Source organism: Bradyrhizobium sp. 170, assembly GCF_023101085.1.
Taxonomy (GTDB): Bacteria; Pseudomonadota; Alphaproteobacteria; order Rhizobiales; family Xanthobacteraceae; genus Bradyrhizobium.
Window position 1 is genome coordinate 4,409,234 of the sequence record NZ_CP064703.1, and the last position, 16,518, is coordinate 4,425,751.

17 protein-coding genes and 1 pseudogene are annotated in these 16,518 nt (G+C 62.5%); 6 read left to right on the top strand and 12 right to left on the bottom strand.

Annotated elements, in window-relative coordinates; all coding sequences use genetic code 11:
- Positions 1-176 precede the first annotated feature (176 nt).
- On the top strand, positions 177-1,478 hold the full coding sequence (locus tag IVB05_RS20425) for a sorbosone dehydrogenase family protein (protein WP_247786390.1): 1,302 nt from the start codon (positions 177-179) through the stop codon (positions 1,476-1,478).
- Between the two features lie 93 nt (positions 1,479-1,571).
- Here IVB05_RS20425 and IVB05_RS20430 read toward each other — a convergent pair whose 3' ends face one another.
- From IVB05_RS20430 to IVB05_RS20445, 5 genes and pseudogenes are all read right to left on the bottom strand, one after another.
- Positions 1,572-2,597: an aspartate-semialdehyde dehydrogenase gene (locus tag IVB05_RS20430; RefSeq protein WP_247786391.1), complete on the bottom strand. Its 1,026-nt coding sequence runs from the start codon at positions 2,595-2,597 to the stop codon at positions 1,572-1,574.
- Positions 2,598-2,848: 251 nt separating this feature from the next.
- Entirely contained in the window at positions 2,849-3,427 is a 579-nt protein-coding gene (locus IVB05_RS20435) for a PepSY domain-containing protein (RefSeq protein WP_247786392.1), read from the bottom strand.
- 307 nt (positions 3,428-3,734) lie between these two features.
- Positions 3,735-4,475 (bottom strand): TetR/AcrR family transcriptional regulator, encoded by a 741-nt coding sequence (locus IVB05_RS20440; protein WP_247786810.1) that lies wholly within the window; start codon positions 4,473-4,475, stop codon positions 3,735-3,737.
- 745 nt (positions 4,476-5,220) lie between these two features.
- Positions 5,221-5,328, bottom strand: a pseudogene (locus IVB05_RS43550) (HNH endonuclease); the annotation flags it as partial.
- 73 nt (positions 5,329-5,401) lie between these two features.
- Complete coding sequence (locus IVB05_RS20445) at positions 5,402-6,493, bottom strand: patatin-like phospholipase family protein (protein WP_247786393.1); 1,092 nt, start codon at positions 6,491-6,493, stop codon at positions 5,402-5,404.
- 261 nt (positions 6,494-6,754) lie between these two features.
- Here IVB05_RS20445 and tgt point away from each other — a divergent pair, with 261 nt between their 5' ends.
- The gene (gene tgt, locus IVB05_RS20450) at positions 6,755-7,888 is read left to right on the top strand and encodes a tRNA guanosine(34) transglycosylase Tgt (protein WP_247786394.1); all 1,134 of its coding nucleotides are present in this window, start codon (positions 6,755-6,757) and stop codon (positions 7,886-7,888) included.
- Between the two features lie 6 nt (positions 7,889-7,894).
- On the opposite strand, the gene IVB05_RS20455 is transcribed toward tgt, so the two are convergent.
- Positions 7,895-8,110, bottom strand: coding sequence for a hypothetical protein (locus IVB05_RS20455; RefSeq protein WP_213255098.1), 216 nt, complete (start codon positions 8,108-8,110; stop codon positions 7,895-7,897).
- Between the two features lie 235 nt (positions 8,111-8,345).
- On the opposite strand from IVB05_RS20455, the gene cysK reads away from it, so the two are divergent.
- The gene (gene cysK / locus IVB05_RS20460; RefSeq protein ID WP_247786395.1) at positions 8,346-9,323 is read left to right on the top strand and encodes a cysteine synthase A; all 978 of its coding nucleotides are present in this window, start codon (positions 8,346-8,348) and stop codon (positions 9,321-9,323) included.
- 2 nt (positions 9,324-9,325) lie between these two features.
- On the top strand, positions 9,326-9,565 hold the full coding sequence (locus IVB05_RS20465; RefSeq protein ID WP_247786396.1) for a BrnA antitoxin family protein: 240 nt from the start codon (positions 9,326-9,328) through the stop codon (positions 9,563-9,565).
- Positions 9,566-9,659: 94 nt separating this feature from the next.
- Here IVB05_RS20465 and IVB05_RS20470 read toward each other — a convergent pair whose 3' ends face one another.
- On the bottom strand, positions 9,660-11,087 hold the full coding sequence (locus IVB05_RS20470) for a caspase family protein (RefSeq protein WP_247786397.1): 1,428 nt from the start codon (positions 11,085-11,087) through the stop codon (positions 9,660-9,662).
- A 175-nt stretch (positions 11,088-11,262) separates the two neighbouring features.
- Complete coding sequence (locus tag IVB05_RS20475) at positions 11,263-12,141, bottom strand: DMT family transporter (protein WP_247786398.1); 879 nt, start codon at positions 12,139-12,141, stop codon at positions 11,263-11,265.
- 300 nt (positions 12,142-12,441) lie between these two features.
- On the opposite strand from IVB05_RS20475, the gene IVB05_RS20480 reads away from it, so the two are divergent.
- Together IVB05_RS20480 and IVB05_RS20485 are read left to right on the top strand one after the other, a co-directional pair.
- Positions 12,442-12,840 (top strand): RidA family protein, encoded by a 399-nt coding sequence (locus IVB05_RS20480; protein WP_247786399.1) that lies wholly within the window; start codon positions 12,442-12,444, stop codon positions 12,838-12,840.
- A 93-nt stretch (positions 12,841-12,933) separates the two neighbouring features.
- On the top strand, positions 12,934-13,140 hold the full coding sequence (locus IVB05_RS20485) for a hypothetical protein (RefSeq protein WP_247786400.1): 207 nt from the start codon (positions 12,934-12,936) through the stop codon (positions 13,138-13,140).
- A 142-nt stretch (positions 13,141-13,282) separates the two neighbouring features.
- On the opposite strand, the gene IVB05_RS20490 is transcribed toward IVB05_RS20485, so the two are convergent.
- The 4 genes from IVB05_RS20490 to IVB05_RS20505 form a co-directional block, all read right to left on the bottom strand.
- On the bottom strand, positions 13,283-13,660 hold the full coding sequence (locus IVB05_RS20490; RefSeq protein ID WP_346771881.1) for a hypothetical protein: 378 nt from the start codon (positions 13,658-13,660) through the stop codon (positions 13,283-13,285).
- A 121-nt stretch (positions 13,661-13,781) separates the two neighbouring features.
- Entirely contained in the window at positions 13,782-14,135 is a 354-nt protein-coding gene (locus IVB05_RS20495; protein WP_247786402.1) for a hypothetical protein, read from the bottom strand.
- A gap of 204 nt (positions 14,136-14,339) precedes the next feature.
- Entirely contained in the window at positions 14,340-14,939 is a 600-nt protein-coding gene (locus IVB05_RS20500) for a formyltransferase family protein (RefSeq protein ID WP_247786403.1), read from the bottom strand.
- A gap of 335 nt (positions 14,940-15,274) precedes the next feature.
- Positions 15,275-16,432: a DUF2235 domain-containing protein gene (locus tag IVB05_RS20505; RefSeq protein ID WP_247786404.1), complete on the bottom strand. Its 1,158-nt coding sequence runs from the start codon at positions 16,430-16,432 to the stop codon at positions 15,275-15,277.
- Positions 16,433-16,518: the final 86 nt, after the last annotated feature.

The following is a 16,518-nucleotide window of genomic DNA, read 5'->3' on the forward strand; positions in this document are numbered from 1 at the left end:
TCGGCTGTTACCGCCAAGATCGTATAACTACCGGCTTCCAAACATCCCGCGTGTGCTGTTGCACTGTTGCCACCATGCGGGTGCGCGGCGTGCGCCAGCGCTTTCGTGCCTCGACGGCGAGGTTCCAACGGTTCCTGCCGTCGGATAGGGGTGCGCGCAATCATCTGGAGAACTTCATGAACATGTCGGGTATTTTTGCGCGCATCGTCGCGCTGATCGGTGCCGTCGCGCTCCTATGGCGCCGTTCGCAGGGATCTGCGCCTGCACCGGCATGGGGCAACGCGCCGGCGATTCCGGAGGCAAAGCCGCAAGGCGCCATTCCGACGCTCAAGATGCCGACGGCCCAGGGCTGGGGCGACGGGCAAAAGCCGACCGCTGCACCCGGGCTCAAGGTCAACGCGTTTGCGACCGGCCTCGACCATCCGCGCTGGATCAACGTGCTGCCCAATGGCGACGTCCTCATTGCCGAGTCGAACCAGATCGCCGGACCGCCCAGGAACGTGTTTCATTATGCGATGCAGGCGACGATGCGGCGTGCCGCGGCGCTCGGCGTCAGCGCCGACCGCATCACGTTGCTGCGGGATCGCGACGGTGACGGCGTTGCCGAAGGACGCGGGGTTTTCATGGAAGGTTTGAGCCAGCCGTTCGGCATGGCGCTGGTCGGCGACACCTTCTATGTCGGAAACACCGACGGCGTCGTCGCCTTTCCATATGCCGCGGGCGCGGACCGCATCATCGCCGAGGGGCGCAAACTCGTCGCATTCAAGCCCGGCGGGCACTGGACGCGGAGCCTGCTGCCGAGCGCGGACGGCAAAAAACTCTATGCCGGCGTCGGCTCGCTCAGCAACATCGCCGAGGGCGGCATGGAGGTCGAGGAAGGCCGCGCCGCGATCTATGAGCTCGATCTGGCCGGGGGCACGAGCCGCATCTTCGCCAGCGGGCTGCGTAATGCCGTGGGCCTGGCATGGGAGCCCAACACAAGCGTGCTCTGGACCGTCGTCAACGAGCGCGATGGCCTCGGCGACGAGACGCCGCCGGACTACCTGACTTCAGTGCGCGACGGCGGCTTCTACGGCTGGCCCTATTGCTACTGGGGCCAGACGGTGGACGACCGCGTGCCGCAGGATCCGGCCATGGTCGCGAAGGCTATACAACCGGACTATGCACTCGGCGGGCATACCGCGTCGCTGGGCCTGTGCTGGATGCCATCAGGCACGCTGCCGGGCTTTCCGGACGGCATGGTGATCGGTCAGCACGGCTCCTGGAATCGCAGCACGCTGAGCGGCTACGCCGTCGTGTTCGTGCCGTTCGAGAACGGGCGCCCGTCGGGCCCGCCGCGGGATATTCTGACGGGGTTTCTCGCACCCGACGAGAAGGTCTCCTATGGCCGGCCGGTCGGCGTCACGCTCGGCCCCGACGGCTCACTGCTGGTGGCCGACGATGTCGGCAACGTAATCTGGCGCGTGACGGGTGCGTAGCTGCCGTAGGGTGGGCAAAGCGAAGCGTGCCCACCACCACGAGCGGAGTGCTTGATGGTGGGCACGCTTCGCTTTGCCCACCCTACAGCCGCATCACGCCATCGCGCGCTCCGGCAGCAATTCCGCGATCTGGATCGCGTTGAGCGCCGCGCCCTTCAGGAGCTGGTCGGCCGACACGAACATCGAGATCGAGTGACCTGAGGCATCGCTGAGATCCCGGCGGATGCGGCCGACCAGGACGTCATCCTGGCCCGACGCATCGATCGGCATCGGGAAGTAGTTCTTCGCCCGGTCGTCGACGATCTTGACGCCCGGCGCCTTCGACAGGATCGCGCGGACCTCGTGCTCGGTGATCGGCCTTTCACACTCGAAGGTGATGGCTTCGCAATGGGCGCGCAGCACCGGCACGCGGACGCAGGTGACGCCGATGGCGATCTGCACGTCCTCGAAGATCTTGCGGGTCTCCTTGATCACCTTGGTTTCTTCGCCGTTGTAGCCGGTCTCGGGATCGATTTCCGTGTTGTGGCTGAAGACGTTGAACGCGTAGGGAAGCGGTATGACCTTTGGCGTGAACGGCCGGCCCTCGAGATGAGCGCGGGTCGATTCCACCAGCTCCTCCATCGCCGCTGCGCCTGCGCCGCTCGCCGCCTGATAGGTCGACAGGATCACGCGCTTGATGCGGTTCTGCCGATGGATCGGCCACAGCGGCACCAGCGCGGTGATCGCCGAACAATTCGGAACGGCGATGATGCCCCTGTGCTCGCGGATGCGGCCCGCGTTGATCTCGGGGATCACCAGCGGCACGTTCGGATCCATCCGGAACGCGGAGGAATTGTCGATTACGACCGCGCCGGCCTTCACGGCTGCCGGGGAGAACTTGCGCGAGATGCCGGCGCCCGCCGAGAACAACGCGATGTCGACGCCCTCAAAGGACTTCTCGGTGAGCTCTTCGATGACGACCTTTTGGCCGCGGAAGTCGATGGTCTTGCCGGCCGAGCGGGCGCTGGCCAGCGCCTTGAGCTTGCCGACGGGAAAGGTGCGCCTGTCCATGGTGGCGATGAATTCGGCGCCGACAGCGCCGGTTACGCCGGCAATGGCAACAACGGGTTCGTGGCTCACGGGTCTATCCTCTTTGGTTGAGCATCAATGCTGCGGGCAATAAAAAAGCCCCGGTCCTTTTCAGGCGGGGCTTCGGTTCAGATAATGCGATCGTTCGGCTACGCGCGCACGGCTCCCGAGCCCCCGGAGGGTGCTTTGGTTTTCGCGGTCGCTTTGGTCGAAGTCGTCATGGCGCGGACTTATGCGGCAGCTTGCCGCCGCCGTCAACGGCTTTTAGCCTCATCCGGGCTTAAACGGGGCAGAGTAGCCCGTCATCGCCGACCTGTGGCGCCAGGAGGCTCGAGGATGACCTCCTTCAGGTCGCTGCCACTCATGACGACGATTGCGAAATTCAGCCGGCCGCGTTCGCGGACCAGGCCGCCGCTGATGGCCTTGCCCGACGCCGCTTGCTCGGCCACGCGAACGGCATCTGCCAGGCGGTGTCGGATCGTCTTGAGTGCAACGAGGTTGCTGCGCTCCTCGGCATCGAACTCCTTCAGCGGCAGGGCGGCTTCGCCGCCGACGAGCTTGCCAGTCGTGGCGTCGATGGCATGTTGCCAGATGCGGTCGTTGTGAAGGGTCTTTACGCGGTAGACCGGTGAATCCGACGCACCGTCGAAGCTGACATCGGCGGTCGTCGCGCCGGCATGCAGGGCTTCGGCGATGGCCATCGCTTGGCTCATCGAGACAGCCGACCCGCGGAAAAGCGCGAGCTCGCGGTTGACCGCCTGCTGGTCGGACGCAGCACTCTCCTCGGCCTCATTGCGGAGCGAGGCTGGCTCGCCGGGCGACGACGCGACAGCATAGACCGGGGCAGGGAGGATGACCGCCACCAGGGCGGCTGCAAGCAACTGTCTCCAACATCTCGGGGCACGCATGATTGCAGTCTCCATCCTTGAGCCTGTCTCTGCCGGCGGACGGGCCGGATCGTCTCGAAAGAAAGTGCGGCCGACCCCTTGGAGGCAGACGGGTCGGCCGCGGAACGTCGCAAACGGGCTGTACCGCCGTTTGCGGCGATCGAAGCGACGTGAGCCCTGCCGGGACCACTGAAAGCGGGAGCCCGCACTTCGCTTATAACAAAACCATACCGTATCGTTTTGTTATGTCAACGATGCCGCCCTGCGATAACGCGCGTGAAATTCCGTTCTCACGGAATTGTCAGCGGGAAGGGCGCCGCCGAATGGTTCCTTTAGGCGTGGACTGAACGCGGCTTGATGGCCCAAGCGCACCGGCCAGGAACAGCCTGATCGCCGAGCGCATGCGTTTTTCGGCGGACTTCATCTCCAGCGGCGTTCCGAACGTCGCCATGCGGTGCGTGTGACCGACGACCACGTCGAGAAAGACCTCAGCCGCGATGCCGGTATCCTCGACGTCCATAGCGCCCTGTGCGACCAAACGATCAAAGAAGCGCGCGGTGGTGGAAACGGCCTTCAACCAGCCTTCTTCCCTGCCAAGTTTGGCAATGTCGGGAAAGTTGATGGCCTGTGACGTCATCATGCGGCTGAACGCGACGGCATCGGGTCCGCAGGTGAACATCAGCATCTCGCGCCCGACCTCTATCAGGCGCTGCTCGACCGAAATGTCCGAGGAACGCGTGAGCTGCACCTCCGCCGCTTCAGCAAGCGGCGCAAGCCAGCGCGCAATCTCGCGCCTCAGCACCTCCGCAAATAGCCCGCGCTTGTCGCCGTAGCGCGAATAGACGGTGGGCTTGCTGACCCGGGCTGCTTCCGCAACCGCATCAAGCGAAGTCGCATCGTAGCCCCGGTCCAGAAAAAGACGGGTGGCAACTTCGATCAGCCGCTGATCGCGCTCGATGGCGGCGCTTTTCGTCGGCCGGCCGCCGCGCGACTTCGGGACGTCTCGTTTCGCCGGTCTGGCCTTAGTCGCAGTCAATCCCATGCCCATTGATTCCTGCGCGGTCGTGATATCAGTCATTGCTCTATAACGCGCAGCAGGAGGGGCGTCATGGCGAATCTGGCCGAATTAATGCCCTTTTGGCAAGGATTTCAGCAAACCACGCCAAACCTTCTTTCAAAGCCGCCCTGAATGCCTTGTGAAAACGCGTGCGCTCAAAGAGTGGGTACGCACGATAGGGGCCCCGTTTCGCGCAGCCACTGGCAGGGCCAGTAGAAATTATGATGTCCTTTGGCTGTGAGATCAGCGAACTTGCCAGCTTCGCCCTTCCGCAATGGCTCAAACGAAACTATTGCCCATACGGTCTAAGGCTACTCAGGAATTTTCCGAAGGTTGGCGCCACCGGATAGAACGTGCATTCGGAGGAGTCTAGGTCGCAGTAGATAACTTCCGCAGCAACGCGGCGCTCGACTTTCAGGCAAAAGAGATTCCCGCCCGAGTCACATGCAATTGGCAGAACGTGACGATCTGGACAGCGCTCCGAAATCAGAGAGAGATTCCACGACAGATTGCTGGTTTCTGTTAATCTGCGAATACCAAAGAACACCTGTATATCCGTCGGCGTTAACGGCGCATCAGGTAGGTCCACAGCGTCTGGCGTTGGAGCACCACCGTTGTATCGCAAGAGAAAATCGCGATATTCGGATGATAACTCCGCATCTAGCTCAGATTCTATGGCCGCTATGTCGTTAGACCCGATCTTTGGCCCCTCGTTTTCAATCATCATCTATCAAGGCCTCAGTTGAAAGCCGCCCGTATGCTCGGTTTGAGCATGAATATCGCGTGGCACCAACTGCATTGTCGTGCCGTCTTGGTGATGGTGCCACGTGTAGCCTTCTGGGCTTCCCTTAAGGTCGGCAACTTCATTTCGTCAACGGTCCAGGCAGGCCGTCGTTCCGCTCCTGCGTGGCTTACGGAAGCTCCGAGGTCCAGGCGCTGCCCGATGCAGCCTTTTCATAGCCGTACTGATAAAGGGCGCGCATATAGGCAGTATCGAAGCCCTCTGAGCGTGCCGCGGGATAGTCGCGCTCGATATAGGACAGATGGAAGCCCCACCGATTGCGCTTGGCGAAATCGTAGGTCGAGAAGATGACCGAGCGCGTCTGGGACTGGGTGATCGACGACAGGCTGCGTGAAGCGACATCGAGCGTGCTGTTGGATACGAGCTCAAAAGTTCGTTCGAGCTTCTTGTTGACGAGGATGTAGATGTTCATCCGGCTGTTTGCTGGCAGGCGGCCGTGGAAGAGCAGGGCATCCGGCAGCGTCAGGACCGGAGCGGTTACGCCGCCGTCGACATGCATCTCCTCAAAGCGCCGGCCCTGGCCCTCGGCTTCGATCAGGATGGGCGGGAAGACCAGCGGAATGCTGGCGGAGGCTGCCATCACGTCGCGAAACAGGCGCAGCGCCTCGGGCGAACCGACCGCGGCGATCTTCCCCATGTCCCAAACGACCGTGCGCTGGGTGTCGAGATCGGTCGTCACCACGAGCAGTTTTCGGCCCCTGGCATTTTCGCGTGCAACGGCGGCCAGGATCTCCGGCCCGACATAGCGAGCCACCAGCTCGCGCAGTCGCTTATTGCCGAACAGGCCGGATCCGAACAGCACGCGGATGATGCTGGGATCATCGAGCAGGCTCGAAGCTATGCCGCTGGTGTAGACGTCCCTCAGCGTGTCGTCGTATTGGGAGCCGAGAAACGCAAAAGGCGCAATCAGGCCGCCGGTGCTGACGCCAGAGACGACCGAGAAGGCCGGGCGGGTGCCGGCCGCGGTCCAGCCGTTCAACACGCCCACGCCATAGGCGCCATCGGCGCCGCCGCCGGAGAGCGCGAGATAGGTCCTGGCTGAGGAGCGGTCGTCTTTCTCGAAACGGAATTTCGTGACGGGTTCGTCGGTGTAGCGCCGCAGGCCGTCGATATCGAGCACGCGGGAGCCAGCGGCATCCGCAGCGCTGTAGGGCGTCCGCGGCAGCGACGTGCAGGCGGCCAGCGCGAGGCTGCACAGCAAGACGGTTGACCTGATCAGGCGTGAGCCTGTCCTCCTGATCCGGCGGTCGGAGAGGATTGATCCAGTCAGGAAAGAGAGGGAGGGCATTCGCCGTCAGTCACCGTACACGCACGTAAATAAAACTATACGGTATCGTTCTATTTAACAAGCGAAAAGCCGAGCGGCTCGGGCGGCTCAAATGTGTCCGGCGTGGGGCGCGGGCTGCCCGGAGCGCGCACTGGGCGGTTGATCGGCCGTTCTCGGCACGCAATAAGCAGCGCCATGAGTCTTCCCAATCATTTCGAATTGCTCGCCACCAATGGTGCCGCCCGCACCGGCCGCCTGACCACGCCGCATGGCGTGGTGCAGACGCCGGCCTTCATGCCGGTCGGCACCGCTGGGGCGATGAAGGGCATGCACTGGCGCGAGGTGCGCGATGCCGGCGCCGACATCGTGCTCGGCAACACCTATCATCTGATGCTGCGGCCGGGCGCCGAGCGGATCGCCGCGCTGGGGGGCCTGCAGACCTTCACCGGGTGGAACGGGCCGATGCTGACGGACTCCGGTGGCTTCCAGGTGATGTCGCTGTCGGACCTGCGCAAGGTGAGCGAGAAGGCCGTGACCTTCCGCTCGCACATCGATGGCGCCAAGGTTGAGCTGTCGCCGGAGCGGTCGATCGAGGTGCAGCGGCTGCTCGGCGCCGACATCGCCATGCAGATGGACGAGTGCGTGCGGCTGCCGGCCGGGCGCGACGACATCGAGCGCGCGATGCGGCTGTCGCTGCGCTGGGCCGAGCGCAGCAAGCGGGCGTTCGAGACCGCGCCTGATGGATACATGCTGTTCGGTATCGTGCAGGGTGGCGACATTCCCGAGATGCGCCATACCAATGCGCGCGGGCTGGTCGAGATCGGCTTCCACGGCTACGCGATCGGCGGACTTGCGGTCGGCGAGCCGCAAGCGGTGATGCTTGCGATGGTCGAGGAAACCGCGCCGGCTCTTCCTGCTGATCGCCCACGCTATCTGATGGGCGTCGGCACGCCCGAGGATCTGCTGGAAAGCGTGGCGCGCGGCATCGACATGTTCGATTGCGTGATGCCGACCCGGAACGGCCGTCACGGCATGGCGTTCACCCGCTTCGGCCAGATCAACCTACGCAACGCCCGCCATGCCGACGATCCGCGGCCGCTGGATGAGGAAAGCGAATGGCCCTCGACACGCAACATTTCGCGCGCCTATCTGCATCACCTGGTTCGCTCGGGGGAGACGCTGGGGGCGATGCTGCTGTCGGAAATCAACGTCGCGTATTATCAGCACCTGATGCGGGGCATGCGCGAGGCGATCGCTGGCGGTACGTTCGAGACGTTCCGAATGAAAACGCGCGCCGGATGGGCGCGCGGTGACATTGTTCCACGATAGTTTGAATCAATTACAGGCGAACCTCTTGACCGAATGTTTGGTCACGAAGCCGTAACCGCAGGTGTCGCAGGTCCAGAGATAGCTGATCACGTTGTCGTTGAGGTAGGCGGAAGCTTCCGCAGCCACCATTGTGTCGGCACACACTGGGCACGTCGGTAAATCACATCCACGCGGATCTGGCCCAAGCGGTACGGTCGACCGGATTTCAGCGATAGCTGGCATCGTGACCCTCCTTGCGATCTGAACCTCAGGCTCAGCTCACGACCAAAGTATAATCAGAAATCTTTGACGATGTCGCAACACAAATGCGTTCATTTCGCGTTATTTAGCGACGTTCTTGTTTTGCAATGCAGCGAACTCGTTGCTCCGGCGATTCCGGCTTGCGCATCGCGCTGGCTGCCTCCTAAGTAGGGAGAGCCGCCAATTCCCTGCAGATGATCGCTACAGGAGTGTCGAGATGGATGCGTCGTCAGCCACAAGTGCAGTGCAACGTCCGGGGCGGGGCCGGGTTTTCGACTCCATCGTCGATGCGATCGGCGACACCCCGATCGTCCGCTTGCGCAAATTGCCGGAGGCGCATGGTGTTAGCGCAACCATCCTGGCCAAGCTCGAATACTTCAATCCAGCCGCGAGCGTCAAAGACCGCATTGGCGCGGCGATGGTGATCGCGATGGAGAAGGCCGGCGTGATCAACGCCGACACCGTGCTGATCGAGCCGACCTCCGGCAATACCGGCATCGCGCTGGCCTTTGTCGCGGCCTCGCGCGGCTACCGGCTGAAACTGGTGATGCCGGAATCGATGTCGATCGAGCGGCGCAAGATGCTGGCCTTCCTCGGCGCCGAGATCATCCTGACGCCGGCAGCCCAGGGCATGAAGGGCTCGATCGCGACCGCGGAGGAACTGGTGCGAACCACGCCCAACGCCGTGATGCCGCAACAGTTCAAGAACCTCGCCAATCCCGAAATTCACCGCCGCACCACGGCGGAAGAAGTCTGGAATGACACCGGCGGCAACATCGATTTCTTCGTAGCTGGCGTCGGCACCGGCGGCACGATTACCGGCGTCGGACAGGTGCTGAAGCCACGCAAGCCGTCATTGCGGGTGGTCGCCGTCGAGCCGGAGGAAAGCCCGGTGCTGTCGGGCGGGCAGCATACGCCGCACAAGATTCAGGGCATTGGCGCCGGCTTCATCCCGGACATCCTGGACCGTTCGGTCATCGACGAGATCGTCAAGGTCAACGGCCCGACCGCGATCGAAATGTCGCGCGCACTGGCGCGCATGGAAGGCATCCCCGGCGGTATTTCCTCGGGCGCCGCGATTGCGGCGGCGCTTGCGATCGGCAAGCGTCCCGAGAGCGCCGGCAAGACCATCCTCGCGATCGTGCCGTCATTCTCCGAGCGCTATTTGTCAACCGCACTGTTTGAAGGAATCTAGCGATGGCGGACCAGCCGCGGCGGCCGAGAACCCTGAACGACGCGCGCACCGAAGCCGAGGCCGCGTTCAAGCGCACCACCACCAAGGTGGCGGAAGCGCCGCCGAAGACGCCCCGGCTTCCCGGCGTGAGGGAATTGATCTCGCTGCGCATCGATCAGGATGTGCTGGAATATTTCCAGGAAGGCGGCCCCGGCTGGCAGGACCGCATGAACGAGGCATTGCGAAAGGCCGCGGGCAAATAGATCACCGCGAGCACGTATTTTGATTTTGCGAAGCGCAGAACGAAAAAGGCCCGGGATGAACCCGGGCCTTTTTGTAGATGGGGTCGCTTGCGGGTCAGCGCAGCATGCCGCCCACGACGCCGCCGATGAAGCGCCCGGCGCCGGCGGGGTCAGGACCGGGCGCACTGTGCTGGCGCGGTTGCGGCTGAGCTTGCGCTTGCGGTTGAGCTTGCGGTTGGCTGCTGGCACGGCGCTTGGCAGGACGCTCCTCGTCACTGGAACTCGCCGTCGGCGCGGTCGCCACGATCTCGGTCAACAGCGCCTTGTGCTGCAGCTTGTTGAGGTAGCCGCTCTTGGGATAGCCGCGGGCGGCCTGCCAGCGCGTGATCACGCCGCGGGTTGCCTGATCGAACTGACCGCTGACCTTGGTGTCGAAGCCGAGCCCGGTCAGGCGGCGCTGCACGTCGCGGCGCTGGCCCTTGTCGAGGCCGATCTGGTCCTCGGTGGTCTGGTTGGCTTCATCCTTGAAGGTCGCGGGATCGATGCCCGTGCTCAGGTTGCGGGTTGCGGTTGCATCCTTTGCACCGCTCTCAAGCGAGGCAATGCGCGACAACGCCAGCGAGCGGAACTGACCGTTCGGGTAGTTGCTCAGATAGGCATTGAGTTCTTCCGGCTTGTTGGAATCCTTGATCGAGCGCCAGAACTCCAGTTCGACGTCCGACGCCTTTGAAGCGCCCGCCGCCGGCGTTGCAGCGGCCACCGCTCCGGGCGCGGGCGCGCCGTTCAGATAGACCGTACCGATCAGATTGGTGTGACCCCAGGGCAGTTGTCCCTTGTTGGTCTCCTCATTGACCTGGGCGCGGACCTTGGTCATCGCCTGCTGGATCTCGACGCCGGGCTGGGTGAGGTTGGCGAGAAGGGCGCGGGTGAACGGGCTGTTGTTGCCTTCCTGGCCATCGAGCGCGGTCTGGCCCGGGCCGGTCGCGAACGCGATCAGCGTGCCTTCGCCGGATTTCATTTCGGCGAGACCGGTCTGCACGTTGACGCTGCGGGTCGCGGCGTTCGACTTGATCTTGGCCGCAAACGGGTTGTCGCGGCAGGCATCGAGGAACACCAGCTTGACCTTGGCGTCGCCCATGGTCTGCTCGAGCGTGAGGTCGATATTGATCGCGGCGCCCAGCTTGACGTCCATTTCGGATTTGATGTCGGCGTCTATCGGCAACAGATAGTTGGTGCCCGAGATGGCGATGCCGTGACCGGCGTAGAAGAACAGCGCGACGTCGGCGCCTTGCGCCTTCTTGCCGAAGTCGAGCAGCCGCTCGGTCATCTTGTCGCGCGTGAGATTGGAGCCCTCGACCACTTCGAATCCGACATTGCGAAGCGTCGCGGCGATCGCCTTCGCATCCACCGACGGGTTCGGCAGCGGGGCTACGTTCTTGTAGGCGCCGTTACCGACGACGAACGCAACACGCTTCTCGGCGCTGGCGGCACCCGCCGTAAAGAGCATGCAGATGGCGGACAAAATGAGGGTTGGGTAGCGCATAGGAAATCCCCCTGCAGAATCGATAAAGGCTTTGGTTCTAACTCTGGACGGAGATTACAGAAAATCACCCGCTTCGCGCCACAAAAAAGCGGGCGAATAACCAAATCCGGGGCCATCCGTTACCGTTGCGCCACGCTCTGTCGCGTGATCTAGATCACAGCCCGGCAAATAAATTTCAGCTTGGGGCGGACGCCTTAGTCGAAGAATTCGGTTTCAGGTTCAACAGATTGCCGGTGAGGATCAGTGCGGCGCCGAGCACGGTGAGCAGATCCAGCCGTTCCGAATAGATCAGCCAGCCGGCGGCGGCGCTCAGTGGAACCCGCAGAAAATCCATCGGGATCACCACGGTGGCATCCGCATGCAGCAGCGCGCGCGCCATGCAGTAGTGGGAGAATGTGCCGCAAAACGCGATCACCACGACCCAGCCCCAGAGATAGGTTGGCGGCCACGTCCAGACGTAGAGCGCGGGAAACAAACCAGCCACCGATTGCACCACCAGCATCCAGAACATGATCGAGAGCGTCTGCTCGGTCCGGGTGAGCGATTTGACCATCGCGACCGATACGCCGAACCCGACGGCGGCCGCCAGCGCGATCAACTGGCCCGGATTGACCTCGCTGGTGGCGGGGCGAACGATCACGACGACGCCGACGATCCCGAGCGCGATCGCCGCGATCTTCCAGATCGTCATGCGCTCGCCGAGAAACGTCGCGGCCAGGATCGCGGTCCAGATCGGCATCGTGAATTCGATGGCCACCACCTGGCCGATCGGGATCAGCGTCAGGGCAAAGAACCAGCCGAGCTGCGCGCCGTAGTGGATGAGGTTGCGCGCCACGTGCTGCGGCAGCCGCGTCGTCTTCATCATGCCAAATCCGCCGTTGGCGCGGATCAGCGGGTACAGCATCAGGAAGCCGAGGACCGAGCGCATCTCCATGAGCTGGAACACGTTGATCTCGCGCGCCGCCTCGCGTCCGGCGATCGTTATGATCAGCATCAGGCTGAGCCAGCCGCCCATCCACAGTGCAGCCAGGGTTTTGGATTGTGTGCGGTCCATTCGGAAAGCTTGCGGGGTCGGAGGCAGGCCGGTATCGGCGAGCGCGCCACAATTTGCAATGCGCATATGCGGCGGGGCAGCGATGCGCGGCGTCGCAATTTCGCTGTGGGAGCGGCGGCCGGTTCAGTGCTAGAGCTCCGGTTCTGATTGAAATCGGAACCGGAGCTCTAGATTCTTGTTTTGACGCGTTTTCTACCGCAGATAAGTCTACGCAATCTGCGTAAACTTGATTGCTATGCGAACCGGTACCCACTTCGCTTGAAAACGCTATAAAGCGCCGGTCTCAAGGAGGACTTACGCATGCGTATCTTGCAACCGGCCGAATGGTCGAAACCCCGCGGTTTCTCGCACGGTGTCGAGGTCGACGCTTCAGGCAAATGGGTCGTGCTGGCCGGCCAGACCGGCGGCGACGAGAAGGGCGATTATGCCCCTGACATGGCCGCCCAGGTCGGCACGGCGCTGAAGCGCATCGTCAAGCTGCTTGGAGAAGCCGGCGCGGGACCGGAACACATCGTCCGCCTGACCTGGTACCTGACCAGCCGCAGCGAATACGAAGCCGCAGGAGCGGGCATCGGTGCAGCCTGGAAGGAAACGCTCGGGCGCAATTTCCCGCCATCGACATTGCTCTACATCGACGGGCTGGTCGACGTCAGGGCCAAGGTCGAAATCGAAGTTACTGCCTTCGTGCCCAAAAGCTAGCAAGGCGTAACCAGACATCACCAGGACCATCACAAGGACCGGGCGCTTTCCACGTCAGGCGCGCCGGAAAAGACAAAAGGATATCGTGAGCCAATGACCAGTCGATCGACCTCTGCCGACTTCGTGACCGCCTTTGCAACCGGCTGGCCCGAGCACCAGCCCGACATCATGGTGCTGTCGCTGACCACGCAACGGGGCGTGCAGGATTTTGCGTTCAACAAGGAGCAGGCTTTGTTGATCGCCAAGACGATCAAGGAGACCGCGGCGAAGCTCGAGAAGCCCAAGACCAAGACGAGTTAGTGCTACGGCACAACTGTCATCGCCCGCCTTGTGCGCAATTGCGCACTGGAGCGGGCGATCCAGTATTCCAGAGATGTCACGGCTTGAAACGACAGGGCGCGGCGTACCGGGTACCCCGCTTTCGCGGGGTACGACAGCCGGCCTACTTCGACAGCGTAATATTGGCGGCGCGGAACTGGCTGTCGGCCTTCATGGCGATCTGCTGCTTGTTGCCGGTGGTCTTCAGCGCGATGCTGGCGCCGAATCCTGCCGCCTGGGCGATCACCTGGAAACTGCCGCCGGCGCCGCGGCCCTGGATGCTGCCGCCGACATTGCGGCTGGACTCGCTCCAGGTGCCGCTGACTTCGCCGCCCACCGCGACCACCGCCGCTTGCAGGTTGAACCTGTAGGCGTCGCTGGCGCAGGTGAGGACCATTTCCATGGTGGGGCCGTTCACCTTGTAGGTCGCGCGGCAGCGGATCCGCTCGCTCGAACCGTCATCCAGCGTCACGGTGCCGGGGCCGGACCAGGTGCCGGCCATGCCGGCGAACGTGCTGGACTGGGCGTGGCTGGTGGAGGCCGCGAAAGCCGTCAAAAAAAACGCGACGGCTGCGAATGTCAGCCGCCGCGCTTTGGCGAAAAATTCTGAAGTCTGGCTTGCCTTACTGACGGGACGCTTCCCATCGACCGCTGCACGCGACACCAGCTGAAGCCCCATTCCATTTCCCCGATCCGGAGTTGCCACTGAGTTGACCGTTCGCATATGCACCATTGATCGAGACTCGCACAAGTCCCCCGCTGCCGACACTGCCGGAAACCGGACCGCCCGAAATCTTGCCGTCGGCGACATTCACGGTCGAGGTAGTCTGCGCATCGCAACTGCCCGTTTTTGTGACAACGGTAACTTGCCAAAGGCCGTCATAGGGCGACTGGGCGGAGGTGGGGGCTGCGGCCAAGGTCGCGGCGGAGGCAAGAAACGAGGCAAACAAAATGTCGCTGATGCGATTGGCGCGCATGGATCAAAATCCTTGAGATGTGTGTGATGACAGGCCTTATCTGGTCACAATGTGTCCAAACTTGGGTGCGACGCAACACTGTGGAAAGTTCCCGGGATTTCAAACACATCAAGGTGAATCCGGTTCCGGGCGGCGAACGAGAAAAGTTGCGATTTCACCGCCGATTCTGTCCAAGCAGCCGCACTAAAGGTATTTTGGTAGGGTTCAGTGTTTAGCGTCGGGCAGGCTTGGCGCTTGGGTGGCGAACTCCTCTTCCTGCGGGGTGGCAGGGAGGTTGTTGTGGGTCTTGGCGTGAAAGATGACGTCAGCGAGCAGTTTCTGGCCGAGCGGTGCCAGCGCGCGTTCCCAGAGCTCACGCGCGGTCTCTCCCTTCCTGACGAATACCCACTCCTGGACGGCGATGGCGCCGGCATCCATCCGGTCGGCGAGGTGATAGACGGTGCCGCCAGCGATCGGATCGCCCTCCTTGATGGTCCACTCCACCGCGGCGAGGCCGCGATGCCGGGGCAGGAGCGAGGGGTGATAGCCGATGCCGCCGAGTTTGGCGGTAGCCAGTGCCTCGCGGGTCACGCGGGCATGGCTGTGGGCGGTCACGATCAGGTCGGTATTGGGCGCGACTTCCGGTGCGGCCACGCGTTTCGGATCGGCCTGCACGACGACCTCGATCCCGGTGGCCCGCGCGGCGGCAGCAAGCCGGTCCTCGCCATCGTGGACGACAACGCGGACGATATCGACCCCGTGTTGGCGCAGCGTGTTGAATGTCGTTACGCCGAAATGGCGGGAACCGACCAGGGTGATCCGCATATGTTCTTTCCGTCGTTAATCAGGCCGGTATGCCGATAGCACACCATGGCGGCCTGTTTCGACGCTGGCCCCGGGGGCGCGTGGGTTATCAACAGGGGGCCGGCCAGCGCAGGCAGAGCGTTTTCCAGCGAAGTGGAGGCCGGTTCGCATCAAGAAAACGCGTCAAATCAAGAATCTAGAGCCCAGTTCCGATCCAATCGGAACGGATAAGGGATCGCCCATTGATCTGAGCTCCTTCTTTCATCAAACGATGAGCAGTATCCCCGATTGATTGAGCTCCGCCATCAGTCGTAGCGCATCCTTTGCGTACTTGTTTGTGCAGGTGAATTAGGCGTTCATTGCGCGCCATTTGGACTTCCATAGAAGCTCAAATACTCTCGGTGCTTCGCCAGCGCCTTTGGACGATAGGGTCGGTCGCCGGTCACGCAACGTGCCTTGGCTAAGCCAAAGCGGTTGCGAACAAAGTCTTCATGTAGGATGTCCGGCCCATTGCCGTCTCGTACGCCTTCCCTGGTGCCCTCGGTCCAGGCGCGACCCCATCCGGTCCGCTCGTCGTGCTGGATGCCTTCGTATGAAGGCGTCAGCTTGGTCATATCCACGATGAGCGGATGCTCGACTGCCATTGCCTCATTGATCATCCACTCCAGCGCCAAATCGGATAGGCCCGTCTCGCGATAGCCACCGCCCACGTCGGAATGCACGCCGGGAAACCAAACTTGCTTGATACGATCACGCGCTTTGGCTTCCGGCGATTCTTCCGACTCGTCCCAAATCTCCGGCGCGAAGATTTCGCGGTTTTCGTCGATCGAGAGCGCTTGGCGTCCGTAGGGGATGCTGGGAATCAGCGAGGCATTGTGGAAGGCGTGACGCCACAAGACCAATCCGCTTGAGCCCGGAATGCCGAGCGCGCGCACGGTGTCCCAGACTCCAATAAAATAGGGAAAGGGAGGGTTGCTGGAATCGATGGAAAGGCTCTGGTAGCGATTGCGATATTGCAGGCCAAGGGCAATGCGCTCTTCTTGCTTCTCATTGCCTCCGTAGTGCTTGTAGACCGTCTCAACCGCCTCCTCGACAAGCGCCAATCGACCCTTCTTATTCTGACGGTCGCGAGGACTGTTTCCCGCGGCGTCGCGTTGCGGAATACCACACAGCGACAGCACGCCGCCGAGACTGCGTACAGTAAACGCACCGCGACTGAATCCGAAAAGAAAAACCCGGTCACCCGGTTCATAGTATTCGATGAGCGCTGTATAGCAGTCCTTGATATTTTGTGAGATTCCGAGGCCCGTCGCCCGGCTGGCGAGATCGTACGCCCAACGCCACCACTCACGCTTGTGCTCCACACCCAGCCCTTCATCATAGAAGGTTACCTGTCGAGCGGCGGCAGCCTTTTTCGTTGCGTCCCATAGCTTCCAGACGTTGGTGCGCTCCGTCTTCGGCATGCTAGCACCTTGGCCAGTTCCGTCGGAAAATATCACAATGTTCTTCGCCATGTTCTTGCTCCGCTTTTTTTCCCGGAACGGGGGATCACCGGCGCTTTGGGACATGCACGGCCTAAGCGAAGGGAGGCCGTCGCGGT